Source organism: Peptococcaceae bacterium 1198_IL3148, assembly GCA_036763105.1.
Taxonomy (GTDB): Bacteria; Bacillota; Desulfotomaculia; order Desulfotomaculales; family Desulfohalotomaculaceae; genus JBAIYS01.
This window is the reverse complement of the sequence record JBAIYS010000006.1, coordinates 100,531-127,263: the sequence shown is the minus strand read 5'-3', so window position 1 is coordinate 127,263 and position 26,733 is coordinate 100,531. Positions and strand designations below refer to the sequence as shown.

31 protein-coding genes are annotated in these 26,733 nt (G+C 42.3%); 26 read left to right on the top strand and 5 right to left on the bottom strand.

The features are described from left to right. Positions 1-100: 100 nt before the first annotated feature. Positions 101-361 (top strand): hypothetical protein, encoded by a 261-nt coding sequence (locus V6C27_07750; GenBank protein MEG6616318.1) that lies wholly within the window; start codon positions 101-103, stop codon positions 359-361. A 119-nt stretch (positions 362-480) separates the two neighbouring features. On the opposite strand, the gene V6C27_07745 is transcribed toward V6C27_07750, so the two are convergent. Continuing rightward, positions 481-639 (bottom strand): hypothetical protein, encoded by a 159-nt coding sequence (locus V6C27_07745; GenBank protein MEG6616317.1) that lies wholly within the window; start codon positions 637-639, stop codon positions 481-483. A gap of 266 nt (positions 640-905) precedes the next feature. Between V6C27_07745 and V6C27_07740 the strand changes: the two genes are divergently transcribed. Both V6C27_07740 and V6C27_07735 read left to right on the top strand, forming a co-directional pair. Further along, positions 906-2,501, top strand: coding sequence for an NAD(P)/FAD-dependent oxidoreductase (locus tag V6C27_07740; protein MEG6616316.1), 1,596 nt, complete (start codon positions 906-908; stop codon positions 2,499-2,501). Between the two features lie 57 nt (positions 2,502-2,558). Then, positions 2,559-2,825 carry a hypothetical protein gene (locus V6C27_07735; protein ID MEG6616315.1) on the top strand — a complete coding sequence of 89 codons (267 nt, stop codon included), beginning with the start codon at positions 2,559-2,561 and terminating at the stop codon, positions 2,823-2,825. Positions 2,826-2,874: 49 nt separating this feature from the next. Here V6C27_07735 and V6C27_07730 read toward each other — a convergent pair whose 3' ends face one another. After that, the gene (locus V6C27_07730; GenBank protein MEG6616314.1) at positions 2,875-3,051 is read right to left on the bottom strand and encodes a hypothetical protein; all 177 of its coding nucleotides are present in this window, start codon (positions 3,049-3,051) and stop codon (positions 2,875-2,877) included. A gap of 84 nt (positions 3,052-3,135) precedes the next feature. On the opposite strand from V6C27_07730, the gene V6C27_07725 reads away from it, so the two are divergent. From V6C27_07725 to V6C27_07715, 3 genes are all read left to right on the top strand, one after another. Then, the gene (locus tag V6C27_07725; protein ID MEG6616313.1) at positions 3,136-3,786 is read left to right on the top strand and encodes an O-methyltransferase; all 651 of its coding nucleotides are present in this window, start codon (positions 3,136-3,138) and stop codon (positions 3,784-3,786) included. 275 nt (positions 3,787-4,061) lie between these two features. After that, positions 4,062-4,964, top strand: coding sequence for a respiratory nitrate reductase subunit gamma (locus V6C27_07720; protein MEG6616312.1), 903 nt, complete (start codon positions 4,062-4,064; stop codon positions 4,962-4,964). Positions 4,965-4,996: 32 nt separating this feature from the next. Further along, positions 4,997-6,616, top strand: a complete 1,620-nt coding sequence (locus V6C27_07715) for a (Fe-S)-binding protein (protein ID MEG6616311.1) — start codon at positions 4,997-4,999, stop codon at positions 6,614-6,616. A gap of 43 nt (positions 6,617-6,659) precedes the next feature. Here V6C27_07715 and V6C27_07710 read toward each other — a convergent pair whose 3' ends face one another. Further along, complete coding sequence (locus tag V6C27_07710) at positions 6,660-7,607, bottom strand: DUF4365 domain-containing protein (GenBank protein MEG6616310.1); 948 nt, start codon at positions 7,605-7,607, stop codon at positions 6,660-6,662. Positions 7,608-7,797: 190 nt separating this feature from the next. Beyond that, a complete protein-coding gene (locus V6C27_07705) occupies positions 7,798-9,072 on the bottom strand; it encodes an Ig-like domain-containing protein (GenBank protein ID MEG6616309.1) in 1,275 nt (424 codons plus the stop codon). Between the two features lie 304 nt (positions 9,073-9,376). Here V6C27_07705 and steA point away from each other — a divergent pair, with 304 nt between their 5' ends. The 11 genes from steA to V6C27_07650 all read left to right on the top strand — a co-directional run bounded on the left by steA (position 9,377) and on the right by V6C27_07650 (position 18,753). Continuing rightward, a complete protein-coding gene (gene steA / locus V6C27_07700; GenBank protein MEG6616308.1) occupies positions 9,377-10,498 on the top strand; it encodes a putative cytokinetic ring protein SteA in 1,122 nt (373 codons plus the stop codon). Between the two features lie 12 nt (positions 10,499-10,510). Beyond that, the gene (locus V6C27_07695; GenBank protein ID MEG6616307.1) at positions 10,511-11,395 is read left to right on the top strand and encodes a copper transporter; all 885 of its coding nucleotides are present in this window, start codon (positions 10,511-10,513) and stop codon (positions 11,393-11,395) included. Then, positions 11,396-12,079, top strand: a complete 684-nt coding sequence (locus tag V6C27_07690) for a glycosyltransferase family 2 protein (GenBank protein ID MEG6616306.1) — start codon at positions 11,396-11,398, stop codon at positions 12,077-12,079. Positions 12,080-12,110: 31 nt separating this feature from the next. Then, a complete protein-coding gene (locus tag V6C27_07685) occupies positions 12,111-12,977 on the top strand; it encodes a hypothetical protein (GenBank protein ID MEG6616305.1) in 867 nt (288 codons plus the stop codon). Continuing rightward, entirely contained in the window at positions 12,977-13,801 is an 825-nt protein-coding gene (locus tag V6C27_07680; GenBank protein MEG6616304.1) for a hypothetical protein, read from the top strand. The genes V6C27_07685 and V6C27_07680 overlap by 1 nt, the downstream gene beginning before the upstream one ends. A 39-nt stretch (positions 13,802-13,840) precedes the next feature. After that, positions 13,841-14,059, top strand: coding sequence for a 4Fe-4S binding protein (locus V6C27_07675; protein ID MEG6616303.1), 219 nt, complete (start codon positions 13,841-13,843; stop codon positions 14,057-14,059). Then, positions 14,056-15,120: a 3-methyl-2-oxobutanoate dehydrogenase subunit VorB gene (locus V6C27_07670; GenBank protein ID MEG6616302.1), complete on the top strand. Its 1,065-nt coding sequence runs from the start codon at positions 14,056-14,058 to the stop codon at positions 15,118-15,120. The genes V6C27_07675 and V6C27_07670 overlap by 4 nt, the downstream gene beginning before the upstream one ends. Next, positions 15,120-15,869, top strand: coding sequence for a thiamine pyrophosphate-dependent enzyme (locus V6C27_07665; protein MEG6616301.1), 750 nt, complete (start codon positions 15,120-15,122; stop codon positions 15,867-15,869). The genes V6C27_07670 and V6C27_07665 overlap by 1 nt, the downstream gene beginning before the upstream one ends. Further along, on the top strand, positions 15,870-16,418 hold the full coding sequence (locus V6C27_07660; protein MEG6616300.1) for a 2-oxoacid:acceptor oxidoreductase family protein: 549 nt from the start codon (positions 15,870-15,872) through the stop codon (positions 16,416-16,418). A 125-nt stretch (positions 16,419-16,543) separates the two neighbouring features. Then, positions 16,544-17,659 (top strand): M20/M25/M40 family metallo-hydrolase, encoded by a 1,116-nt coding sequence (locus V6C27_07655; GenBank protein MEG6616299.1) that lies wholly within the window; start codon positions 16,544-16,546, stop codon positions 17,657-17,659. A gap of 17 nt (positions 17,660-17,676) precedes the next feature. Then, entirely contained in the window at positions 17,677-18,753 is a 1,077-nt protein-coding gene (locus tag V6C27_07650; protein MEG6616298.1) for a DUF3866 family protein, read from the top strand. Between the two features lie 24 nt (positions 18,754-18,777). On the opposite strand, the gene mciZ is transcribed toward V6C27_07650, so the two are convergent. Further along, positions 18,778-18,915: a Z-ring formation inhibitor MciZ gene (gene mciZ / locus V6C27_07645; GenBank protein MEG6616297.1), complete on the bottom strand. Its 138-nt coding sequence runs from the start codon at positions 18,913-18,915 to the stop codon at positions 18,778-18,780. A gap of 87 nt (positions 18,916-19,002) precedes the next feature. Between mciZ and V6C27_07640 the strand changes: the two genes are divergently transcribed. The 9 genes from V6C27_07640 (at position 19,003) to sigF (ending at position 26,648) form a co-directional block, all read left to right on the top strand. Next, entirely contained in the window at positions 19,003-19,662 is a 660-nt protein-coding gene (locus V6C27_07640; protein MEG6616296.1) for a hypothetical protein, read from the top strand. Between the two features lie 59 nt (positions 19,663-19,721). After that, positions 19,722-20,351, top strand: a complete 630-nt coding sequence (spoIIM, locus tag V6C27_07635) for a stage II sporulation protein M (GenBank protein ID MEG6616295.1) — start codon at positions 19,722-19,724, stop codon at positions 20,349-20,351. Between the two features lie 23 nt (positions 20,352-20,374). Next, on the top strand, positions 20,375-20,647 hold the full coding sequence (locus V6C27_07630; protein MEG6616294.1) for a hypothetical protein: 273 nt from the start codon (positions 20,375-20,377) through the stop codon (positions 20,645-20,647). Between the two features lie 85 nt (positions 20,648-20,732). After that, positions 20,733-21,623 (top strand): site-specific tyrosine recombinase XerD, encoded by an 891-nt coding sequence (xerD, locus tag V6C27_07625; protein MEG6616293.1) that lies wholly within the window; start codon positions 20,733-20,735, stop codon positions 21,621-21,623. Between the two features lie 13 nt (positions 21,624-21,636). Further along, positions 21,637-22,818, top strand: a complete 1,182-nt coding sequence (locus tag V6C27_07620) for a phosphopentomutase (GenBank protein ID MEG6616292.1) — start codon at positions 21,637-21,639, stop codon at positions 22,816-22,818. Positions 22,819-23,542: 724 nt separating this feature from the next. Further along, positions 23,543-24,715: a D-alanyl-D-alanine carboxypeptidase family protein gene (locus V6C27_07615; GenBank protein ID MEG6616291.1), complete on the top strand. Its 1,173-nt coding sequence runs from the start codon at positions 23,543-23,545 to the stop codon at positions 24,713-24,715. A gap of 341 nt (positions 24,716-25,056) precedes the next feature. Then, on the top strand, positions 25,057-25,395 hold the full coding sequence (spoIIAA, locus tag V6C27_07610; protein MEG6616290.1) for an anti-sigma F factor antagonist: 339 nt from the start codon (positions 25,057-25,059) through the stop codon (positions 25,393-25,395). A 15-nt stretch (positions 25,396-25,410) separates the two neighbouring features. After that, positions 25,411-25,854, top strand: a complete 444-nt coding sequence (spoIIAB, locus tag V6C27_07605; protein ID MEG6616289.1) for an anti-sigma F factor — start codon at positions 25,411-25,413, stop codon at positions 25,852-25,854. 17 nt (positions 25,855-25,871) lie between these two features. Further along, the gene (gene sigF / locus V6C27_07600) at positions 25,872-26,648 is read left to right on the top strand and encodes an RNA polymerase sporulation sigma factor SigF (GenBank protein ID MEG6616288.1); all 777 of its coding nucleotides are present in this window, start codon (positions 25,872-25,874) and stop codon (positions 26,646-26,648) included. Positions 26,649-26,733 lie beyond the last annotated feature (85 nt).

The window sequence follows — 26,733 nt, the reverse complement described above, 5'->3', positions numbered from 1 at the left end:
AAATGTTATGAATACAACCTGTAACTTTTATATATTGATGTTATTAATATTTGGTGATATAATGGCAATCGGCAAAAAATATGTCAACGGAGGTATAATTATGGAACATCCAACCCATACCAGAATTATTTTTGCGGACAGCCCTGAAGAAGCTAAGGAAAAATATCTCGCACTGAACATCAAGCCAGATCATGATCCAAACCCCATTGTAGATGTACGCAAAGTAACTGAGGAAGAAGACTTTGATGCGGAATCTGAATTTAACTTATTTGGCGAAGTTTCCGTTGGACCACCCATTATGAAAGAAATCAATAAAGATGTTAACCGCGCATACGTTATTTACTATCTGGAAAAGCACTAATAAGAAATAAAAATTAGGCCCGCCAATTGGCGGGCCTGTCACTTTAAAAAGATCTTTAAAAGACAAAGGAAAGCAGCGGTCTGCTGCTTTCCTTTGTAGGGGTATATTATATGTTATCGTTAATGGATAGTGTTTAAAGAAATTGGACGTTCAGGGTGTAGTTGAAGTGTATATGTTTTTCGAGCAACGGGCTTATCGATGGCATTTAATATTGGAGCAACTACAAAGTAGATAAACATCATGGTCAGTGGATTAAGGGCCGCTAATAATCTCTTCATGGTATCCCTCCTTGAATCTATTCCTATTGCCATTATAATATTATAAATAATCAGAAAATTAAGTCACCACGAAGACGTGTCAACGTCATTTTACTGACATTTATTACTTATTAAATTTCTCTAATGCTTCAACTGGGAAAACATTTTTTTCTTTTACTGGCGTAGATACAATGTGGAGCTATATCTTACTACAAATTTGCTAAGTTTGACATTAAAAACTATCCATGATAATTTACTTTTACTACATATTCTGAAAGGGATAAGACATGCTTAGAATATCTAACATTAAACTGCCAATAGATCACAATGAAAATGATATCTCGCTGCAAATAATTAAAAAATTACATATAAAAGAACAAGATTTGATAAAATATCATATTTTTAAACAGTCCATTGATGCTAGAAAATCAGAAATGATTTATTTTGTTTACACAATTGATGTACAGGTGAAAAATGAAGAACAAATCATTAAAAAAGTTAAAGATAAAAATGTCTCGGTGGCACCTAAACTGCAATACCAACACGTTAAACCAGGTGTCAGTCCGTTAAAAAACCGTCCGTTGATAGTGGGCGCCGGCCCTGCCGGGCTTTTTTGTGCGCTAATACTAGCCCAAAGGGGATATAAGCCCATTATTTTTGAGCGGGGAGCTGACGTCGATACCCGAGCAAAGGTGGTACAGCAATTTTGGCATACCGGTGAGTTGGATGCTAATTGCAACGTCCAATTTGGTGAAGGTGGAGCCGGTACCTTTTCAGATGGCAAATTAACTACTTTAATTAAGAATAAGCGCTGCCGCAAGGTATTAGAAGAATTTGTACTGGCGGGGGCACCGGAAGAAATTATATATTCCCACAAACCTCATATCGGCACTGATGTCTTAAGGGGAGTGGTTAAAAATATTAGGCAGCAAATTCTAGATTTGGGTGGAGAAGTACGGTTTAAAAGTCAGGTTACCGATCTGATTGTTGATCACAACCGCGTATCAGCAGTGACTGTTAATCATAACGAAAGAATAGAAACAGAGGTATTGGTTTTGGCCATTGGCCATAGTGCCAGGGACACTTTTCAAATGCTCTATGATAAAGGAGTTAGCATATCTCAAAAACCCTTTTCTATAGGGGTGCGCATTGAACATCCCCAGCAGTTAATTGACCGAGCTCAATATAAAAAATTTGCTAACCATCCCAAGTTAGGGGCGGCAGACTATAAGTTATCATATCACTCTCCCAGCGGCCGCTCTGCTTATACCTTTTGCATGTGCCCCGGCGGTGTGGTGGTGGCGGCGGCATCGGAAAATGGTGGGGTTGTTACCAATGGCATGAGCGAACACGCCCGGAATGCAAAGAATGCCAACAGTGCGCTGCTTGTGGGCGTGAAACCAGAGGATTATGGCAGTGAACATCCCCTTGCCGGGGTAGAATTTCAAAGGATTTGGGAAAAAAAAGCCTTTGCTTTGGGTGGTGGTAATTATCAGGCACCGGCACAGCTGGTGGGCGATTTTCTCAGTGACAAACCTTCAGCTAGCTTAGGTGGGGTAAAGCCATCATATACCAGAGGAATTACGTTGGCGGAGCTAAAAAATTGTCTGCCGGGATTTGTTATTCAGACCATGAAGGAGGCGATAGTGGCCTTTGACAGCAAACTTAAAGGGTTTGCTATGGATGATGCGGTAATGACCGGTGTTGAAACCAGAAGCTCATCACCGGTAAAGATTTATCGTAATGAACAATTCCAGACTAACATCAGTGGCTTATACCCTGCGGGCGAAGGCCCCGGTTATGCAGGTGGTATTATGTCTGCTGCTGTGGACGGCATTCAGGTTGCAGAAAGCATCATCTCTCAGTTTAAACCTTTCCAATAAGACTACTTGTCTATTGCTTGCCGCAGGGTTAAAATTAAACTAGAGGGGGAGAGAGATATGGTACTATCAGATGCTAAAAAGTTAAAAGATTTAATTAAACAAGAATTAATGGACATAAAAGAGCACCAAGCAAACCTTAACGATGATTTCTATCTCAGCCAAGTGGAAATTGACTATTTGCATTTTGTGGATATATTTATCAAGGATTATAGCAAAGAACAGATTATGGCCGCTTTAGATGAAATGTATCAGCAGGGGGAGATTGTTGCCATTAAGAATCCCCAAGGACTAATGTTTGACATCAAGTTAAATACTAATGTTTAATGAAATAAAGAGGAAGTCTTAATTATTAAGACTTCCTAATTTAATGTGATTAGTTTAGGTCGGACATGTACTTAATGGCAATTTTTAAATCTTTGAGTTCTTCTTCGCTCAAGGTACATTGACATTTAGGGCACCAAATCATTTCCTTTTCCAAAATATCATTGGGGTTTAGACTAAACTGATGTTGACAATTGGGACAGGTTAAATCAACGTTAATTTCTTTCATTATACACCTCCTAGTAATACTAGTATAACATTTACCATTGATTGTAAAAACACTTTATATTTAATAGAGATTGTGGGGTTTAATATGGGTGACATTGTAAATGATGTGGTGGAAAAATACATTAGGGGTTTACTACCAAAAAGGAATAGCCTGTTTCAACAGATGGAAACCTATGCCAAACAACACGTTGTACCCATTGTGGAACCCGAAGTGGGACAATTGCTTTACTGGCTGGCCCTGACCAATGAATCTAAGAAAGTATTGGAAATAGGTACTGCCATTGGCTATTCAACTTTGTGGTTGGCCAAAGCGGTGCTAAATAAAGGTGGCAAGATCACCACAATGGAAATTAATAAACCCAGATATGACGCCGCTAAAGAAAATTTTAAGGCTGCGGGAGTAGCGGAAAAGATAGAATTAATTTTTGGCGATGCCCGAGAATTGGTGTTTGATTTAACCGGACCCTATGATTTGATTTTTATGGACGCCGCCAAGGGTAAATATTTGGAGTTTCTGGAAAAATGTATTGAAATATTAAGCCCCGGCGGATTATTGATAGCAGAGGATGTCTTTATGCGGGGGATGGTGGTTTCTGGAGAAATTGATAAAAGAAGGAACAAAACCGCTGTTAATCGTTTGCGCCAATACTTACAAACTGTAATGAATCACCCACGCTTAGAAACAGTAGTGTTGCCCATTGGAGATGGGGTAGCCCTGAGTTATAAAACAAAGTAGCATGGAGCCATAAATACCATGCTGCTTATTTTTTGAAATATTTCTACTATTTACAAAATAAAAAGTAATGTTTAAATTAGGCAGATATAAATTAGTAATTTATTTTTTCGTTTCAAATCAAATATCTATACTTTAATCTATTGATTAATTAAGTGAACTAAATTATAATTATTGACGAATGCTTATTGTAAATCTTTGTGTCCAAGGAATTCTCCTGGGTAATTTTTAACACCAGGTTTAAATACAAATTAGAGTCATTTAAGGGGGTATAATAGTTGTTTTTAACGCTCTTCACTTACTTATCCATTATTGCCTTTTTTGGATTGTCCCTGTACAAAGCAGCACAATTTGCTAAAATGCCAATGCATGGACGTTGGGAACTATATCCAGTTCCGAAAGAGGCAGACGACAAAAGACATTATGGTGGTTCCTTTTACGAAGATGTAGAGTATTGGAACAAACCAAGACAAGTGTCCCACGTTGGCGAAATTGTGGACATGCTGAAAGAAATGTTATTTATTAAAAACCTTTTTGTAAACCAAAGACGTCAATGGTGGATTTGTTATGCTATGCACCTAGGTATTTATTTGTTATTCTTATGGGCAGCTATGTTATTTGTGGGTGGAATAATTGAAGTATCAGGCACTGCGGTAACTGCCACTGCGGGCGGCATCGCGGGTTTTGTTTATTACATTACTTTACTTTCCGGTGCAGCCGGTGGCATTTTGCTGGCTGTTGGTGCTATCGGTATGTTCTTCAAGAGAATCTTTGATGAAACCTTAAACAAATATACCAATCCCAACGAGTTCTTTAATCTGTTTTTCTTGTTTGCAGTTGCAGCAACCGGTTTGGTAGTTTGGAGTGGCGACATTGGCTTTAATTATGGTAGAGAAATCATGGTTTCACTGCTGACTTTTTCTCCCATTCAAGCTGATTTTGCTCTGACGGTGCACATTTTATTGTTAGGTGCGGTGATGATCTACATTCCGCAATCAAAAATGAGCCACTATGTAGGTAAGTATTTCTCATTCCACAAAGTATTGTGGGAAAACACACCTAACCTACGGGGTTCGGAAATGGAAAAAATCGTAAAGGAATCTTTCAACTATCAGCCAAAGACAAAGACCTCCTGGTCGGCACCACATATTAACCCCGGTGCAGCTCAAAGTGAAAAGTAAACTAAAATTGGGATGGGAGGATAGATATTATAATGAGCAAAATTAGACCTCAAGATATGGGTAAACCAGTAGAACAAGTTTGTCAGATCGAAAACTTAATGCCTTTACCTGCTCCTTATGATAAGCCGGGTATGGAACCTGACTTTAAAGCTCCAAAGGACAGCTGGAAGGAAAATTATTGTGCTACTTTAGACGGTTTTGTTGGTAATGACACATTAACCAGACCGAAGACCAAGGAAGAACAGGACGAAATGGTTAAAAAATTCCTCAGTGGTCTGGAAAAGCTGTTTAATGCTGATACAAACAGGGGTATGTTACAACCTTTTATGCTCTCCTTTGAGTACTGTGCAAAGTGTAACACCTGTGCCGACGCTTGCCATGTATTTAAGTCCAGTGGTGAAGCTGAAATTTATCGACCAATTTTCCGTTCCGAAGTGCTGCGCAAGATATATCAAAAGCATAAAAAAGGCGGCAGCTTGGTAAACAGATTCTTGGGCGGAGATATCGACATCAACTATGAAACAGTGATGAGGTTAGGGGAGTTAGCATACCGTTGTAACCTGTGCCGTCGCTGTGCCCAAACCTGTCCCCTTGGTTTGGATAATGGCTTACTAGCTAGGGAGATTAGAAAGATATTTAGTATGGAAATGGGCATTGCACCAAAACCATTGCATGAAAGTGGTACTATGAAACAACTGGCCACCGGTTCCAGTACCGGTATCACTAAGGATGCTTTCCTAGACTTGATTGAGTTTATGGAGGACGACCTTTATGAATTGACTGGTAAAAAGTATAAGGTACCAGTGGATAAAAAAGGTGCTGATATTCTTTTAGTGCACAACGCCGGTGAATATATGGCTTGGCCAGAAAACCCAGCAGCATTTACCATTATTATGGAAGAAGCTGGTTTGAATTGGACCCTCAGCTCTGACATGATTGGTTATGACAACGTTAACTACGGCCTATTCTATGATGACGTTCAAGGTAAAAAGATCGGTGCTGCTCAATTAAAAGCAGCCAAAGACCTTGGTGTAAGAAGAATTATACAGGCAGAGTGTGGTCACGCCCACAAGGCATCAATGGTTAGCCAAGACCGCATTGCAGTGGGTGCAGATAACATTCCAAGGGAAAGCTGTTTACCACTGTTGGAAGAATTGGTGGTTAAGAAAAAGGTATTTAAACTGGATCCATCCAGAAACAATTTCCCTGTAACATTACATGACCCATGTAACATTGTAAGAATGATGGGTATTGTGCAACCACAGCGTAATGTTTTGAAAGCAATTGCGCCTCAATTTAGGGAAATGACTCCTCATGGTGTTAACAACTATTGTTGTGGTGGCGGTAGCGGTTTTGCAATTATGAACTCATTTAACTTCACAGACTTTAGAAATAAAGTTTCCAGCAGAATGAAGTTCAAGCAAATCCTTAACGCTTTCCAAGATACCATTGAGGATGAAAACACACCGAAATATGTATGTGCCCCTTGCTCCAACTGTAAAGGTGCAATCAGGGATATTCTAGAGTTTTATCAAGCCACTGCTAAGTTTAATGTACACTATGGCGGTTTGGTTGAATTAATTGTTAACGCTATGGTACAATTTGATAAACCATTTATGGAATTTTTGCGTGACGACGAAGATATGTTTTAAAATAACGGTGGTTAACAAGCCTGGTCTTAGGATCAGGCTTGTTTTAATTTAAAACGCTGTTGGGAGCTTCAATTTTAGTGATTAGACTATGGGCCCTTTCTAATAATATTTCTCCCGAATCCATCAATGCGAAGGCTTTGTTAGCCCCTACCGTTTTACTGAGATCGGTGAAAGCCAGAAAGTAGATATCGGTTAGCCGTAACGTTAATTTAGCGGCAATAAAGTATAGGCCTTCATCCATAGCCCTTAAGATACTATGCATCAGGTTATGCATGGCAGCAAAGCAATTGTTATGTTTTTGTTGGTTTAGCGAAGTTATGTATTCATGGTAGTGTTTTTCACCCATTATCAAATATTGTTGTGATAAGTCTATTTCATCTGTTGAAGAACAAGAGCAGGAGGTGCTGGAACAGATATCGCTGGCACAACTGTGGTGCTGAGATTCCGCTGGCTGACAATGGTTTATTGCTTCCTCTAACGAAGTAGATACCATCAAAAAGGGGAGCTTATATTGATATAACAACATTAGGTTTGTAGCTCTCAAAATAGCGGCGTTAAAGGTATTAAAATCTTGTAAGGTATTAGTCAGGGGTATTTTTAAATTTACAGTCTTTTTACAGCGCCAATTGGGTTGATTTTTCTCCAGTAGGGTTTCAATGTATTCTTGAATAAAAAGCCAATAGGTTCTTTTCATATCTATGTCCACTAACACGATAAAAACCGGCTTGGCGATGTGCTTACTAAAGTATTCCAACTTTCTGGTCTCTATGCAACAAATGATGTTATTTCCGCTGTACTGGGGTTTCGCAGTGCCTTTAATACTTATGGCAAACATTGTTTCCGACGATATATAAAAATCAATACCATTATTAAAACTATTCCCCTGCACTGTCCATGAAGTGGGCAACATGTCCAGAAAAATGCTCTGGGCTTTTGCTTTTGTTTCATTGTTAGTTTTTGTGGTAATGCCATGACTAAAATAGTTTGCCATAATTTTACCCCCTTTGGGCGTAATTCGGGCGTAATTTTCACTATTACTTTATTTTATTATCGCTATTTATATTTATTTTCGCCTTGTTCAAATAATAACAAATCCCAAAGGTAATTGTAAAGTGTTTTCTGAAAAATTATATAAATTTTTTAACTGATTGATACAATCTAGTATTTTAAAGCCCTAAGCCCTAGTGAACAATCACCATGAATCCTTTGGATAGGGTGGCGTACAATTGGTCCATTACCTGTGGCGATAGCAGTATACAACTATAGGTTTGGGGTAGCCCTATTGCATGATGGTTATCTTCACTGGTGTGGGGGAAGGAATGGATCAAAATATCGGTGTTTAGCCTAATCCAGGGCTTGGCTGTACTGTTACTGCGATGGGCTTCGTACATAGTAACCCGAGGTAATTTAGCCAGATCCTTGGTGAACCAACCTTCTATTTTTTTAATTTCCTGATGGCCCTGCATTAACCATATTTGACAGGGCGTTCCGGCTTTAATTTCCAGCCAAGCTTTATTTCCTAAGTCTGTAGTTCGATAATTTATAGTCTTCTCAACAGTTTCATTATAAATAGATGTAATGGTGACTTTAATATTATAGTTGGTGGCTGGAGTAAAGGTGCGATCGGGAATAAATAGTACAGTGTTTTGATCAATTATTGTTTCACCCTTGATGCCCGTTATTTTAGCGTCCTTGATGGGTTGATTGGCGGTAAGTTTTATGTTCCGACTAAGCCACACACTTTGGTCGCCATTTAGTGGATATATATCTGTAATAATTAGCTTAGGTGCGGTGCTAAAGGTAATCTCTTTACGGCTATCTGACGTGAGGCCGTGCACACCCTTTAATCCAGCTTCGATAGTAATTTGATAACTCTTTTGATGCTGTAGCGGATTGCTGGGGATGAATTGCCAACATGTATAATCATTTTTTTTAAGAGGCGTAAAGTGACCTGCTGCATCGCAATTAACCTTTTGCTGCATGCTTTCCTTTAATATAGGTGTATTAAATTGTAACAGGATTGGACCGGTGGTGGGCGCATTTTTATTTGGGCTGATTGTTATCAATTCCGGTTTTACCCTAGTTAGAATGGCACCCTTTTTCGAAACGGTAAAGGGAGGTATTAAAGCCTTGGCTTTATTGAAGCTATAACGGTACTCAATTCCTTGGGGTTTATTTTTTTCACTTATCAATACCCTTAAATGAAAAGGGGAGTGCCACTTATACTCATAATCCACAGTATCATTAGGAATCTCTGACGTGATTTTAAAATTGTTTATTGCGGTATTAACATTCATTGGGGTAAGAAAATAACAGTCAACATTCACCTGTTCTAGTGGATCAACTCTAGTTGTTTTTACCCAAATAAAGTGTCCCATAACTAACCAAATCATTAGTAATGATACTATCGTCAAGGCAAATCTTCTCATTTGTTTAAAGGTAATCTGCAATGCCATTTGTTTACCCCCAATAATTTTACTTATGCAATTAATTTATGAGTCTAGGCATGTTAAAATTACCCAAACGTCTAGAGAAGGGTTAGGAAGTATTTTGGATATTCTGCAAAAGTTTCAATATTAAAAACAGATAGTGACGAACAGAATAACATATGAGAAAATATAAAAATGTAAAATATTACATATATTCCCAACTTTCCTTGACTTGTATTATTAAAAAAAGTACAATGTTAAATGATTGCTAAAAAGTATTGTTACTGCGGAGACCATGGTGAGCTATATTGCATAAAAGGTGGTGTGAACGTTGCAAATAAAAGGTATTGCTCGCATTGACAAAAGAACCAAGGACTTGACCAAGCGTTTGCAACCGGGGGATATTGCTGTGATTAACCACCGTGATTTTGATAAAGTAGCCGCTCAATCATTAATTAGCGCTAAGGTAAAGGCGGTAATTAATGTTGTGCCTTCATTAAGCAATGATTATCCCAATTTAGGGCCGTTAACCTTAATTGAAGCTGGGATACCGCTAATTGATGAAGCAGGGGAAGAACTGTTTGAAATTCTGTCTGAAGGTGAAAAGATAGAAATTCTGGATAATGATATTTTTGTCGACGGTCAGCATGTGGCCACTGGAATAGTGCTAAATAAACAACTGATTTTGGATAAAATGGAGGAATCAAAGCAAAACGTTAATGCCACTTTGGCTAAATTTGTCCAAAATACTTTAGACTATGCACAAAATGAAATAGATCTTATATGTTCAGATTTGACAATGCCCGATGTTAATACCGTCTTTTATAAAAGACATACCTTGATTGTTGTGCGGGGTCACAATTATAAGGAAGATTTGTCAGCCATTAAATCATATATAAATGAAGAAAAACCTGTTCTTATCGGTGTTGATGGTGGCGCAGATGCCTTACTTGAGTTTGGCTATAGGCCAGACATTATTGTTGGCGATATGGATAGTATTAGTGATGATACTTTAAAATGCGGTGCTGAAATTATCGTTCATGGTTATCCGGACGGTCGTGCCCCAGGCCTGGAGCGGATTGAAAGTCTTGGTTTACAGGCTAAGGTGTTTGCAGCAAGGGGTACCAGTGAAGATATCGCTATGTTATTGGCCTATGAAAAGGGGACTGATTTAATTGTTGCTGTGGGCACCCATTCCAATATGTTGGAGTTTCTTGAAAAGGGACGAAAGGGGATGGCCAGTACCTTTTTAGTGCGTCTAAAAGTTGGTTCAATACTGGTAGATGCCAAAGGTGTAAATGAATTATATAAAAGCCCCATGAAAGCCAAATATGTGGCTCAAGTTGTTTTAGCAGCACTGGTTCCACTGGCCGTGGTAATGGTTATAGCACCACCAACTAGAGAATTGCTGAGATTAGTATTTATTCAGTTCAGGATCCTATTGGGAATTTAGGGGGTAAAAATAATGATGGACTTCCGCTATCACATCGTTACTTTGGTAGCGGTGTTTCTGGCTTTAGGAATTGGGATAATCACTGGTAGCGCCCTTTTGGGAAACGATGCCATAGTTCAGCAACAAAAGGAATTAACTGATCGTTTGGAAACTCAATTGGATGAAATGCGCATGGAAAATAAAAGTGTACAAGCTAAACTTAATGAACTTGAGGTTGATAGAACCGTTCAAAATCAGTTTGAAAAGCAAATACTACCGGCGTTAATTTCTGAAAGACTTACCGGCCAAAATATTGCCATTATAGAAACCAATAATTACGGTATGCGAGATGAATTGTTAAACACTTTGGAGACCGCCGGTGCTAAAGTATCATCCACCACCACGGTGCTAAATGGCCTCAATCTAGGTGCTAAGAAGGATGAGGTTGCTACCAACTTAGGGTTAGCAGGCAGTGATGATGAGATAATCAAACAATTAGTAACTGCCATGGCCGAAGGGATTCTAACGGGAGAAAAACAAGCGGTGATCAATACTTTGGCCCAAGCGGAAATGATTAAAAGCGTTGGCGAATATGGCGTGCCGTTAAATGCGGTGATAATAATCGGTGGTAGCCCAGATAAATCTTTAATTAATACTAAGTTGTTGGACGGCACATTAATTAATTATTTCTTAGAAAAACAAGTGCCGGTTTATGGCGTAGAAGAGACCAATGTGGCCTTCTCCTACATGAAAGATTATCAAAAATTTAGCATCAGTACGGTGGACAATATTGAAACTGCCCCCGGTCAAGTGGCTTTAGTATATGCCATGACAGGAAAACCAGGTAATTACGGTGTTAAATCCACTGCCCAGCGGTTGTTACCATCCATGGAGGCGGTGGCAGGAGGAACGCAATAAATGATCACTACCCAACCCACGGTGTCAGTAATTATACCGGCATATAATGAGTCAGAACACATTTATCAAACTGTCCAAGCAACCATGGCAATTTCTCAAGTTACCGAAGTGCTGGTGATTGATGATGCCTCGGTTGATGATACAGCAATATTGGCGGAAAAAGCAGGCGCAAAGGTAATCAAATTGGAGAAAAACAGCGGTAAAGGTGGCGCCTTAAATCGCGGCGTAAAGGAAGCAACGGGCGACATTTTGTTATTGCTTGATGGTGATTTAGGTAGCACCGCCAGTTATGGCGGAGCGTTATTGTCACCGCTATTACAAGATGAAGCGGATATGACCATAGCTAAGTTTCCCAAAGCCCAAAAAAAGGGAGGCTTTGGTCTGGTAAAGGGTTTGGCCAAAGCTGGCATAAAATATTTCACCGGGTTAGAGGTGGAAGCACCTTTATCGGGACAAAGGGCTATGACAAAAGCTGTGGTTAAAGACATTTTACCCTTTGCTTCGGGGTATGGGGTAGAGGTTTCATTAACCATCAAAGTTGCCAGGTTGGGTTATCGCATAAAGGAAGTGCCTGTTCAAATGACCCATGCAGAAACTGGCAGAGATATTGCTGGTTTTAAGCACCGTGGCAAACAATTTGTCCATGTGGCTAAAGAATTGTTTGTTTGTTTTTTAAACAGGTAAAAATAAAGATTAAGCTAAAACCGAGGTGTTTTTGTTGCTTTCAGTAGCCACTGTAAGCTTTCCTTTTCTATTACTATTAAATATCATCATTGGTTTTATTATCACAATGGTTATTATGCCACCCATTGTGGAAATGGTTCGGGAATCTGGTTTTGTCAGACCCAATTATAAAGGTGACCCAATTCCAGTGGGTGTGGGTTTTATTTTTTTAATTACCGCATTGGTTGCTTGCACGCTAAGTCAACTAATGTTGAATTTGCTGGGCAATAATGGTTTGCTTTTTATGTTGGCAATATCGGTCATTACCTTTTTGGGACTGGTGGATGATGCGCTGGGTTCTAGGGCGGCCAGCGGTTTAAAAGGCCATTTTAAAGCATTGCTAAAGGGTCAACTGACCACTGGGGCATTAAAGGCGTTGGCTGGAGGATTGTTGGCCTTTCTCATTGCTTTGACGGGCCATATATCCGCCACCTTTGAATGGCGAGTAATTGCTTTAATTGTGGCTGACACCTTGATTATAGCTCTGTCAATAAATGCCGTTAATCTGTTAGATTTGCGACCGGGCAGAGCCTGTAAAGGCTTTATACTACTGGCCGGTATTATTATATTTATTGGTTGGAAAAACACCAATCTAATGCCGTTAGCGTTGTTGTTGGGCAGTGTGTTAAGATACATTTCTTGGGACTTAAAAGCCCAGACCATGATGGGTGACACCGGCTCAAATGCTTTAGGGATAGCCATTGGTACAGCAGCAGCATGGTGCTTTAGCGATGTTGCTAAAATTTGTTACCTGATATTTCTAATAGCGTTTCATATCTTTACTGAAAAGTACTCGCTAACCAAGGTAATAGCTGGTAACCGTCTTTTAAACTATTTAGATAAATTAGGCAGAGATTAATGACCAAATACCAACTGTCGGTATTTGGTCATTTTTTGTTAGAAATAATTAGCAGGTATTTTCTGAAAAGTGTCGAAGAACTGATTACTCAAACAATAATGGATGTCAGATTGCCGAGGGAAGGTGTTAGATTGAATTTTAATAGTCGCCCGGTGACAATATTTACTGGCAATTTGGGCAGCGGGAAAACAGAAATAGCGATAAATTTTGCTGAAGGCTTGGTTCAAAGGGGAAAAAAAGTAAGTCTAGTTGACTTGGATATTATCAATCCATATTTTCGTACTAGGTTGGCCAAGGAGTGCTTAATTGATAAAGGGCTGGACGTTGTTTGTCCACCGCCCCACTTGGCAAATGCCGATGTCCCGGCCCTTTCTCCTGCCATCAAAGGGGCATTGCAGGTTGAGAATGGTTTTTGTGTCTGTGATGTGGGTGGCGATGATGTGGGCGCCATTGCGTTAGGTAGATTTAAGCCGTTATTGCCTGCCGAGAGGATTAATTTATATTTTGTCATCAATACCTGCCGCCCTTTAACGGCAACATTAGATGACATCCTAACGATGTTAAAGACCATTGAAACCACCTCCCGCCTTAAAGCCACCGCATTGGTGAATAATACCAACCTAGGTCCAGAAACAGATTGTGACTTGGTTATGGCTGGAGATAAATTAGTGCGAGAAGTGTCAGCTATTTTAGAGCTTCCCATTGCCTTCACCGCCGTTAAAAAAGAATTGGCGCCGCAGCTGTTAGAGTATGGGTTATCTACACCAATATTGCCGTTAGAATTTTACATGTTACCACCATGGAAAAAAGAAGAAATGCAATAAATTTTTATAACTAACTAAGCATAAAGGAGGAGACGAGCATTGGCCCGAGTTATATTTCGTGAAGAGCGCTGCAAGGGTTGTGAATTGTGCATTGCTGCCTGTCCGGAAGATATTATTGTCTTGGCTGAACATATTAATGCCATGGGCTTTCACCCCGCCACAGTGACTGAGCAAGAAAAATGTAAGGGTTGTGCCATGTGTGCCAGAATGTGTCCTGATGTTGTAATCACAGTGGTTAGGGAGGTGGCGGAGGCATGAGTAAGGTACTAATGAAAGGAAATGAAGCCATAGGCGAAGGTGCAATCAGAGCTGGCTGTCGCCATTTTTTTGGCTATCCCATTACTCCCCAAAGCGAACTACCCCACTACTTGGCTAAACGGATGCCAGAGGTGGGAGGGGTATTCTTACAGGCGGAAAGCGAAGTTTCTTCAATCAATATGGTGTATGGTGCCGCCGGCAGCGGGGTAAGGGTAATGACTTCCAGCTCTAGTCCTGGTCTTTCTTTAATGCAAGAGGGCATATCCTACATGGCAGGGGCGGAATTACCCTGTGTTATCGTCAATGTGATGCGCGGTGGCCCTGGTTTGGGTAACATTGCGCCATCCCAAAGCGATTACTTTCAAGCCACCAAAGGTGGTGGTCATGGGGATTATAAATTAATCACGTTGGCACCGGCGTCGGTGCAGGAAATCATTGACATGATGGCCAAAGCCTTTGATTTGGCGGATCAATACCGAACCCAAGTAATGGTACTGGGTGACGGTGTTTTAGGGCAAATGATGGAACCGGTCGAACTTGGCGAAATGAAGGAAGTAGAACAACTGCCAAAACCTTGGGCTGCCACCGGCCTAAGGGGACGGAGTGAGCGCAACATCATTAATTCATTATACATAGTTCCCGAAGTCTGTGAGGAGTTAAATCAAAAACTATTTGCCAAGTATGCGGAGATCGCTGCCAAAGAAAAGCTTTGGGAGGAGTACCAACTGGCTGAGGCGGAAATAGTTTTAGTGGCCTACGGAACTGCCGCTCGGATTTGTAAAGCAGCGGTGGAAAAGGCCAGGGCCAATGGGATAAAGGCCGGTTTAATTCGGCCCATTACTTTATGGCCTTTCCCCACAGAGGTAATGGCCCAGGCAGCAATCACAGCCAAAGAATTTTTAACGGTGGAGATGAGTATGGGTCAAATGGTTGAGGATGTCCGTTTGGCTGTAAATGGAGCATGTCCGGTGCATTTTTATGGTCGCACCGGAGGTATGGTGCCAACGGTGACCGATGTATTAACAGAAATAGAAAAACTGGCTGGAGGTGATCAACAGTAATGATTAAAGAAGTATTTAAAAAAACATCAGTGCTTACTGACAAGCCATTTCACTACTGTCCGGGATGCACCCACGGCATTATTCACCGCTTGGTGGCAGAAGTGATTGATGAGCTGGGTATTGCTGACAATACTGTTGGTGTGGCTCCGGTTGGTTGTGCTGTCTTTGCCTATGACTATTTTAATCTGGATATGTTTGAGGCCGCCCATGGTCGGGCGCCAGCGGTGGCAACGGGCATAAAACGTTCGTTGCCAGACCGAATTGTGTTTACCTATCAAGGTGACGGAGATCTGGCTTCCATTGGAACCGCTGAGATAGTGCATGCGGCCGCCAGGTCGGAAAAATTCACCACCATCTTTGTCAACAATGCAGTATATGGCATGACCGGGGGGCAAATGGCCCCCACCACACTGCTGGGTCAAAAAACCACCACCACACCCCAGGGACGTAACCAAGAGCTAAACGGGTTTCCCATTAGAATGTCCGAACTGCTGGCCACAATGGATGGTGCTGTATATGTGGCCCGGGTGTCAGTACACAATGCCATCCATGTAAACAAAGCTAAAAAGGCCATCAAAGAGGCCTTTATGGCCCAAATTAATGGTTTGGGATTTGCCATTGTGGAAGTGTTATCCTCTTGCCCAACTAACTGGGGACTAAGCCCCAATGAAGCACTGAAGTGGTTGGAAGAAAATATGATTCCTTACTATCCACTGGGTGTATTTAAATCACCAGCGGAGGTGGATTAAATGTTAGAAGAAGTATTAATAGCGGGTTTTGGTGGACAGGGGGTTTTATCCACCGGCCAACTTCTGGCCCAAGCCGGTATGACCGAAGATAAGCATGTGGCCTGGTATCCATCCTATGGTCCGGAAATGCGTGGCGGTACAGCAAACTGTGCAGTTACCATATCTGACCAGCCCATTAGTTCACCACTGGTAACGGAACCATCCACATTAATTGTAATGAACCGACCTTCTTTAGAAAAGTTTGAAAACCAGGTGGTGTCCAATGGCAGAATTTTAATTAACTCATCGCTGGTGGATTTTGATGTCAAACGCCAAGATGTTTTAGTAATGAAAATTCCTGCCAATAAAATTGCTGAAGAAATTGGCAACCTTAAAGTGGCGAACAACGTGATTTTAGGGGCGTTAATTCAATTAACTGGTATAGTGACCATCGACTCGGTGGTTGAATCCTTGAAAAAAGTGCTGCCGCCCAGAAGACATAATCTAATTCCGGCAAACCGCGAGGCGTTGGAGCGGGGGGCTAAATTGGCAACGGAGTATACAGTTTAAAAATAGTAACAATGCGGGGGTGATTTATCGCCCCCGTATTGTTATGTCTAGCAAAATGTGGACACAATTATAAATAAGTGCTAACATTTTTCTGTGGAGTTTGATTATTAAATGAGGTGATTTAGATGGTTAACCGCGAGCGGTTGGTGGAAGAATTCCTAGAATTGATACAGATTGATAGCCCGTCAGGCCAGGAAAGAGCAATTGCCGATGTGCTTAAGCAAAAGTTAACTGATTTAGGATTCGAAGTTTACGAAGATAATGCCGGTGGTCAGGTGGGGGCAACGGCCGGTAACATCATCGCCACCCTACCCGGGGACGGAGCCGGTCTGATGTTAATGTTAAGTGCCCACATGGACACGGTGGAACCGGGGATAGGTGTTAAACCTGTAATCAATGACGGGGTGATATCCTCTGCAGGAGACACCGTGCTGGGAGGAGATGACAAAGCTGGAGTTGCGGTAATACTGGAGGCCGTTAGGTGCATTAAAGAAAACAACGTTAGACATGGTGGCCTGGAAGTAATCTTTACAATTTGGGAGGAAGGCGGTCTCAGAGGTGCTAAGGCATTGGACTATAGCAAGGTGAAGTCTAAAATGGGTTATGTACTGGATAGTGATGGTGCCCCGGGAAAACTGATTATAACTGCACCGACATCAAATGCCATCAGTGCCACCATCAAGGGAAAAGCTGCCCATGCCGGAATGTCTCCGGAGAAAGGGATTAGTGCCATTCAAGTGGCGGCCAAAGCCCTTGCCAAAATGAACCTGGGCAGAATAGATGAAGAGACCACTGCCAACATTGGCATTATCCAAGGGGGCAAAGCCACCAACATAGTGCCGGACAATGTATATATTTCTGGCGAAGCCCGTAGTCTCAATCCTGAAAAATTAGCTGCCCAAACTAAACACATGTGTGATTTGCTACAACAGGAGGCCGATGCAGCCAAGGCTGAAATAATCATTGACGTGGAAAAGGAATATGATGTCATTAACCTAAGCCAAGGGGACCAAGTTGTACAACACGCTGTTGCTGCTGCGAAAAATCTTGGTTTGCAACCGGTGTTGGGTAGTACCGGCGGTGGCAGTGATGCCAACGTCTTTAATGGTCGCGGTATTTGCTGTGCTAATATCGCCATTGGCATGAACAAAGTGCATACCACCGATGAAAATATTAAAATAGCGGATATGTGTCAGGTGGCGAAATTTGTGGTGGAGATAGTTAAAGAAACCAACAAGTAAATATTGGAGTGATATTATTGATTCGTATCAGGCAGGGCAGGGTAACGAAAATACTAACCCAGCACGCTGATGTGGTTGACCTAATGGTTGCAGTGGAGGGACTTGAGCAAAGGGCGGTAAATTACACGCAGTTAACCGGGTCGGTACAGGTTGGTGATCAGGTGATTTTAAACACCACCGCTGTCCATAAAAAATTAGGTACCGGCGGCAACCATTTTGTCATTGCTAACATAAATAACCACAGTGTTGATCCAGCCGAAGCTGGTCATATTATGAAACTGCGCTATACCCCTAGTCAGGTCAAGGTGTTGTCTGTTGAAGAAGATGACAGTCCCTACGCAGACATCATGGGCCGGACCACATCACTGGCCGGTATGCCGGTGGTGGTGGCTACGTTGCACAGTATGTTGCCGGCGGTGGCTGCCGCCATTCACCGACAGAGTTATGGCAAACTAAAGGTTGCCTATGTGATGACCGATGGAGCGGCCCTGCCGATGGCCTTTAGCAGAATGGTCAAGCTATTAAAGGGAAAAAACATGATCCACAGCACCATCACCTGTGGTCATGCCTTTGGGGGCGACTATGAGGCGGTAAATATTTATAGTGGCCTGATAGCGGCCCGGGCGGTGGCTAAAGCTGATATAGCAGTGGTGGCCATGGGTCCTGGCATTGTTGGCACAGGTTCCAAATATGGCTACACTGGATTGGAACAGGGGCAGGTGGTTAACGCTGTGCATACACTGAAAGGTCGAGCGGTGGCGGTACCGAGAATTAGTTTTGCCGACCCCCGGGAGCGCCATCGGGGTTTAAGTCATCATACCAGGACAGCTCTAGGTGACGTGGCTTTGGCCCAGTGTACCGTAACCATTCCCTTGATGGAACAGTCTAAAAATCAATTGGTGGCTAATCAGTTGCGGGACAGTGGTATTAGCAATAAACATCAAATTGTACAGGTTGATGCTGATTCAGCGCTGCAAGCATTGAGTGACGCCGGCATTAAAGTAACCACCATGGGTCGAACGGTGGAACAGGATCGGGAGTTTTTCCTGGCTGCTGGCGCTGCCGGTATCTATAGCGCTAAGTTATTTGATTGAGCACCAATGAATTTACGGGGGCAATTAGTTTAATTTGGCATGGATTAACTCAGTTACTGTTTTATACTCTTTGCTGTATTCAGCAAGGATTTGGCGTAAGTCCTTTACTCTGCCAAAGATAAAAATACTGTTTTTATTAATATAAACATCTGTGATTCCCAAAGAATTATCCCCCTAACGTTATTTTATTAAGTGTTTCAATATATGATGGAACATTAAAAGTTATGATTAACTGTTGGAGGAATTTATATGCTTCCCACTGTCATGTTGACCGTTAACGCCAGTGGTGCGGCGGCGGCTGCCAAGAACGGGCAGGTAGTGGTGGTGGTAGATCTGATTGATATGTCCACCACCTGTGAGGCTGCTTTAGATGCCGGGGCGCTGGCGATATTTGGTGCTGCACCGGATAACGCCCGCTGTCCGGTGGCCACCAACCCCGAACAGATTGGCATTATAGCCGGTAATAAGGCTGTTGCCGAACAAACAGATATTGTGGTCATTGCCGAACCGCGGGTGGGTTCCGATGCCGAAAGGTTAAGCAGTGTTTCCCAATTAATCAAGGGGATAGAAAAGTCCGGTTCCCGGGTGGGTGCAGTATTGCCCAATATTGGCTCTGAAACAGCAAAATTAACCGACCTAAGGGGCCGCATTGTGGTGGCTGCCACTGGCACCGGCGGTGTAGCCTTTGATGCGGCAGTAACCGCTGGGGCACCGGCGGTACTAACCGCCACTGTGGCCCGCACCATGCAGAAAAAAGGCGTTGCACCGGCCAATGCCGGTGTAGAACGGGCGGTGGCCACCGCTAGACAACTAAAAACTGGTATTGCTGTGGTGGCAGCATCTGCCAACTCCCTTGAGGATATTTTGGCGGCAGAATATATAATTAAGCAAATTATTACCACCTGGTAATACAAAACGCCCCCTGCGCATAACATGTATGGACAGGTTTATGCACAGGGGGCGTTATAATGTCTAGACTTAGTAAAATATGCTTAGCCTCACTGCGTGCCAACTGGATTTATTTACTAATTGTAGTAGTTACCTATGGCTTTGGTTGTGTTCTGGGTGTGTTGGCATTGGATTATTTAAAGGCAGATCAGGCGGGGGAGTTAAATGAATATTTGAATATGTTTATCGAACAAGCTGGTGGTTTGAGCATCGACGCCCAGCAGGCAGTAAAGTCCAGTACCATTAATAATTTGAGTGTGATCGTAGTCATCTATCTGCTGGGGTTAACGGTTATCGGTATACCGATGATTTTGCTGTTACTGTTTGTTAGAGGGTTTGCCATTGGATTTGCCATCGGGTTTCTCACCAAACAAAAGGCTTGGCAGGGTGTAATACTGGCATTGGTATCTATTTTGCCTCACAATTTTTTCTATGTTCCCGCTTTATTGATAGCTACAGTGGCATCACTTTCATTTTCGGTGCTATTGGTAAAAAGGTTTTTCAACTCTAAGTTGGCAATCTGGCCCAGTTTTATCGGTTATAATTTGATACTGTTAGCTGTATGTGCCGTAGCGGTGGGGGCTAGTTTTGTGGAAACATATTTAACCCCATACTTAATAAAAAGTACCGCTGCTATGTTTGGTGGTTAATGGCTGGTGTGGAGGGATAACAAGTGTTTATCGTTGTGATGCAAAAAATTAAGGATAAAATGATGCAGTTGCTGAGGATGTTATTTGTTTTAGCCATTTTGATCATCTTGGTGGTGCAACTGTGGGAAACGGTAAAATCCATTGATATGGAAGATAAGCCTCCCCAAGGGGACGCGGTGAGGGTGGAGTTAAATAATATATCTGTCTATGGTGATCATCAAGAGGCAGAAAAGCGTGCCGGTGATTGGTTTAATGGTTTACTTAACAAACTAAAAAATTATCATCGGGGGGAATAAACATGAAATTGACAGAGGATTTGTGAAATTTTTGTGGAAGTAGTCTAGCTGTAAGACTACTTTTTGGTTTTTAGGGGGTGTAGGGGTGGAGAGAATAGTTACAGATTTTTTTCACTACCTTGCTGTAGAAAGAGGGCTTTCTCAAAACACGTTGTCTTCGTATAAAATAGATATTAATCAATACGTTAATTTTTTGAAACAACAGGGAATAAATAAATTGGTGGATTCATCCAAAAACAATATTATCAGCTACTTAATGCAGTTACAAAAGGCCGGTAGGGCGCCGGCCACCATATCCCGAAGATTAGCTGCTTTAAAAACCCTCTACCGATTTATGCTCAGCGAAGGATTGATTGACACTGACCCAGCAGCTGATTTAGAATCGCCAAAACTAACCCAACGTTTACCTCAAGTGCTAACTTTTCAAGAGGTAGAAAAGCTTCTCAACCAGCCCCAGGTGGATACTCCCGCAGGTCTTAGAGATAAAGCGATGTTAGAGTTGCTTTATGCCACTGGTATCAGAGTATCAGAGTTGGTTTCATTGGATATTGAACATGTTAATCTGGAAGTAAGTTACATCCGCTGTTTTGGTAAAGGGTCTAAAGAAAGGATTGTCCCCCTTGGATCAATCGCCGGCAAATATGTAAAAGAATATGTAGCAGTTGCCAGGGTAAAACTAACCAAGGGTAAAAAAGATGAGCAAGCGCTCTTTGTCAACCAGCATGGCAAACGCTTAACGCGCCAAGGATTTTGGAAGATTATTAAAAAATATGCCCGCAAGGGAAAAATCGGCAAAGTGATCACCCCCCATACCTTACGCCATTCCTTTGCCACCCATTTGTTGGAAAATGGCGCCGATTTGCGTTCGGTGCAAGAAATGTTAGGACATGCTGATATTACCACAACCCAAATTTATACTCATTTGACCAAAAGCAGAATAAAAGAAATATATTCACAAACGCATCCAAGGGCTTAAGGAGAGTATTTAAATGGCTAATTATGATATTAATCGCATTACCATTATCGTGTTGGACAGTGTTGGCATTGGTGAACTGCCGGATGCCGCCCAATACGGTGATCAGGGTAGCAATACTTTGTGTAATACTGCCTGGGCAGTGGGAGGGCTAAACTTACCCAACTTAGCCCAGTTGGGGTTGGGCAATATTGCACCCATTGAAGGTGTGCCCGCAGTGGAAAATGCCACTGGATGTTATGGCAAAATGCAAGAGCAATCAGCCGGAAAAGATACCACCACCGGTCATTGGGAGTTGGCTGGAATTATATTGGACAACCCATTTCCGGTATTCCCCAACGGCTTTCCACAGGAGTTTATAGAGCAGTTTGAAAAAAGAATTGGTCGAGAGGTTTTAGGCAATAAAGCGGCCTCGGGGACAGCTATAATCGAAGAATTAGGTGCGGAACATGTGCGCACCGGTAAACCAATTGTCTACACTTCGGCGGACAGCGTTTTTCAAATTGCCGCCCATGAAGAGGTTATATCTGTTGAGGAGTTATATCGCTTTTGTGAAATTGCCAGGGAGATGCTTACCGGGCAACTGGCGGTGGGTAGAGTGATTGCTCGGCCCTTTATTGGAGAGCCAGGAAGTTTTACACGAACCACCAACCGCCATGATTACTCGCTGTTGCCAGTTAAAACCACTGTGCTGGATTTACTTGTTGAAAACAATTTGGCGGTAATGGCTGTGGGTAAAATTGCAGATATATTTGCTGGCCGGGGCGTGACCGATGTCACTCGCACCAAGACCAACATGGATGGTGTCGACCAAACCTTAGCCTATCTGGGCAGTGATAGCCGAGGGCTAATTTTTACCAATTTGGTAGAATATGACCAAACCTATGGCCATCGCAATGATCCCCAAGGTTATGCCAGAGCTTTAGAAGAGTTTGACGGTCGGCTACCGGAATTAATTTCTGCCCTCAAGGATGAGGACATTTTAATTATTACCGCTGATCACGGTTGTGACCCCACAACCCCTAGCACAGACCATTCCCGGGAATATGTACCGCTGTTAGTTTATGGTTCTAAAGTAAAGCCCGGAATCAATCTCGGGGTTCGTCAGACCTTTGCCGATGTGGCGGCCACCATAGCGGATATTTTTGGCATCCCCTTTAATGTGGGCACCAGCTTTGCAAAAGATATATTAAAATAAACTCAATTGTTTTTAGACAGGTTCTGTTAATGCGTCAGAGGTGCTAATTTTTGATGCACCTCTGACGTATTTTATAGGTAGCGTGCTGCGCCAACAAACTGCACCATATAATTTTTTGAAAGAACGTAATTATACCCTGAAACACAGATTGATGCTTTAAGTCAGAACGGGTATAAGTGACTTAAAAAGCTGGGGTTTTGCATAGTGAGCGGCGTATGGATGAGCAGTGCCAAACTAAGCAAAGGCTGCTGGCGGAGGCGGGCCGCGCATAGGACGTGCGCGGCCGGCAACTGAGTTATGGACGACGAACTTGCCGGGAACCCGCCGGAGCCAGCAGACTGAGCGCTAAGTTTTGGCCTGCGAAGAAATAGCTTAGCGAACGGTGCAAAACCCCAGCTTTTTTAACTAATAGATTATCAGTTTGCCGTAACCTTTATCTCAACAATAAAACAAAAATTAAACTAAGCAAAAGACACCTGGGTGTCGTTATTAATTAACAATACATAAAGGGGCTGGTGCAAAACGTTATGCAACAGCCTCTTTTAATACCTTCAGTTGAAACCCAACAACGTTCGCTATAGCCGATGCCGTTTTTTTAAAATGACCTTTTCTTAAATGCCAGTGCCAAGGTGCTTTTCCAAAAAGTACTAAACATTAAGTTGCCCCCTGCGAAACATAATACCTTCTAGAGGATAGTGTTTATTTTTCAAAAGGGGGACCGGAAATGTTTAAAAAATTGGTATCAATATTTTTAACCTTAGTACTAATATTGGGATTGGTTTCAACAGCTTGGGCAGTGCCACAACCAGGGGATGCCAGTGCTGTGTTGGAAACAACTGCTGAATCAGCTATTTTACTGGACTACCACACTGGGCAAGTGATGTTTAGTAAAAATCCTGATAAAAAGTTGCCAATGGCCAGCGTTACTAAGTTAATGACCATGCTGCTGGCCTGTGAGGCACATAGTAAGGGTCAGGTTAATTTATCGGATATGGTCACCACCAGTGAACATGCCTATAGCATGGGTGGTTCGCAAATATACCTTGAACCAGGAGAAGAATTGACCTTTGAGGAGATGATGATATCCATTGCCACCGGGTCAGCCAATGATGCCAGTGTGGCGGTGGCGGAACATTTGGCTGGTAGTGAAGAAGCCTTTGTTCAAATGATGAACGACAAGGCCAAAGAACTGGGTTTAAACAATACCCATTTTTCTAACCCCACCGGATTGCCAGCAGAAAATCATTACACCTGCGCCAGCGATATGGCGGTAATTCTGCGGGAAGCACTAAACTACCCATTGTTTAGAAAAGTTTCTAACATTTATGAATATGACCTCCGGGGCGGTGAATTTAAACTCTGGAACACTAACAAATTGCTTAAATGGTATCGTGGTTGCGATGCCGGTAAGACTGGTTGGACCAATGAAGCCAAATATTGTTTAGCGGCATCGGCGGAGCGGGATGATCTGCGGCTAATTTCTGTGGTGTTGGGGTGTCCCGAACCAAAGAGCCATTTTAGAGAAACTATGAAAATATTTAACTATGGCTTTGCCCGTTATCAGTCGGTGGTGTTGGCTAAAGAAGCCCAAAAAATTAAAACCTTACCGGTGAGCAAGGGAATGGTTGACACCATTGAAGTGGTCACTGCAGAGCAAGTGTCTGTGGTGGTGCCCCGCGGTGGCGATAAAGGTATTAAAGGTGAGGTGAAGCTACCGGACTATTTGTCCGCTCCCATCCAAAAGGGGCAAGTGGTGGGTAGTTATACTGTGACCAAGGATGGCCAACAACTTTCCCAGGTGGATTTAGTGGCCACCGCCGATGTGGCCAAGGCATCTCCATTTCAGTTGATGGGTAAAGTGATCAACAGCATGTTTGGGATGGATAACAACAAGTAAATTTGATGAAAAATTTAGGGGCTGTTGCGCAACTTTGCAACAGCCTCTAAATGTATTGTTAATAACGACATCCAGGTGTCTTTTGCCGTTGCTTTTTAGATAAAAAGTTAATTGAAAAACCCAACACCTGCTGCAGGTGGCGAACGACATATAGTGGCGCAGCGAACCGAAGTTAGCGAAGGAGGTTGTCGGAGGCAGGGTGGCGCATAGGACGTGCGCCACCGGCTAAGAACAGCCCTTTTTTGCATTTCGACAGATGTTGTGGTAATATATGGCAGGAAAATAATGGTTGTTAATAGAAATAGAAATAAACAATATTGTGTAAAACTGGAGGAACTGTGATGCAGTGGGAAATTTCGGTGAATGACTATACACTTTTGGCCAGATTATCAGGTGAGTTTGATCTTAGCTTTGCCGACAGATTGCGCAAAGAATTGGACACAGTTATTCAAAATGAACAGGTACGGAATATAGTTTTTACCTTTACCGATGTCAGTTACATAGACAGCTCTGGCTTAGGGGTAATACTGGGGAGATACAAGCGCATTTCTCAATTTGGTGGCAAGATGGCCATCGTTGATCCCCAACCCCAAGTAAGGAGAATACTTGAACTATCTGGTTTATTAACTATTATTAGTGAATACAACGATGAAGTAGAGGCTTTGGAAAAAATTGTGTAAAAGGAAGTGAGTGCGATGGAACTAATTAACCAATTTAAAATGCAGTTTAAAAGTATTGCTGAAAATGTTGCCTTTGCCCGGGTGACAGTGGCAGCCTTTGCTTCACAGTTGGATTATACGTTAAATGAACTGGAGGAAATAAAAGTTGCTGTTTCTGAGGCGGTAACAAATTCTATAGTGCATGGCTACAACAATGAACCCCAGCACTTTATTAAATTGACAGTATCCCTAACTGAGACCGGCATGCAGATATTAGTGGAGGACAATGGCCGTGGTATTGAGGATGTTGACCAAGCTATGCAACCAGCCTTTTCTTCGGCCGAGGATAGAATGGGTTTGGGATTTGTATTTATGCAATCCTTTATGGATGAACTAAAGGTTGAATCTACGGTGGGTAAAGGTACATCCATTAACATGTTTAAAAAAGCAAAACTAGCTGCGGTAAATCCGGAGCATTAAGGCGGTAAGAGAAAAAAATGAGCGGTAGACTGCTGGAAATGAACCTGCCTCGGTTTCCTTTGCTTAAAGATGAAGAAATGAAACAATTAATAACTAAGGCCCAAGCCGGGGATCAAGAGGCTAGGGATAGGTTAGTAAACTGCAATCTAAAACTTGTCTTTAATTTAGTACAGCGGTTTCAAAATCGCGGCTATGAATTGGAAGACCTCTTTCAAATTGGCACCATTGGGCTAATGAAATCAATAGACAAGTTTGACCTTAGTTATGATGTTAAGTTTTCTACTTATGCTGTGCCGATGATAGTGGGGGAAATCAGGCGCTTTTTAAGGGATGACAATCCCGTTAAAGTAAGCAGATCTTTAAAAGAAGCTGCTTACCGCATTCAAATGGTTAAGGAGCGACTGATCACTAAACTGGGTCGAGAACCGACCATTGGTGAAATTGCCGAGGATTTAGGCTGTACCAGGGAGGAAGTGGTCACCGCTCTGGAAGCTGCCCAATCTCCCACCTCAATATATGAAACATTGCACCAGGACGATGGTGACCCAATTTATATTTTAGACCAACTGAAAAGTGATGAAGAAGGCGACAATCCGTGGTTAGAGCAACTGGCGGTCAAGGAGTTGCTGATGAGACTGCCTGAGCGGGATCGAAAAATCATTTTATGGCGTTTTTTTGAAGATTTAACCCAAGCCGAAGTGGCTAACCGATTAAACATCTCCCAGGTTCAGGTATCACGGTTAGAGAGGCAAGCACTAAAAAAATTGCGCCAATTAGTGGCCAATGAATCTTAAGAAAGGATGCGAAACGCATCCTTTTTGCATTAAAAGACCTTTAGAAACGCATAATAACCTAGGAACTGGCAACGGGCCGCTGTTG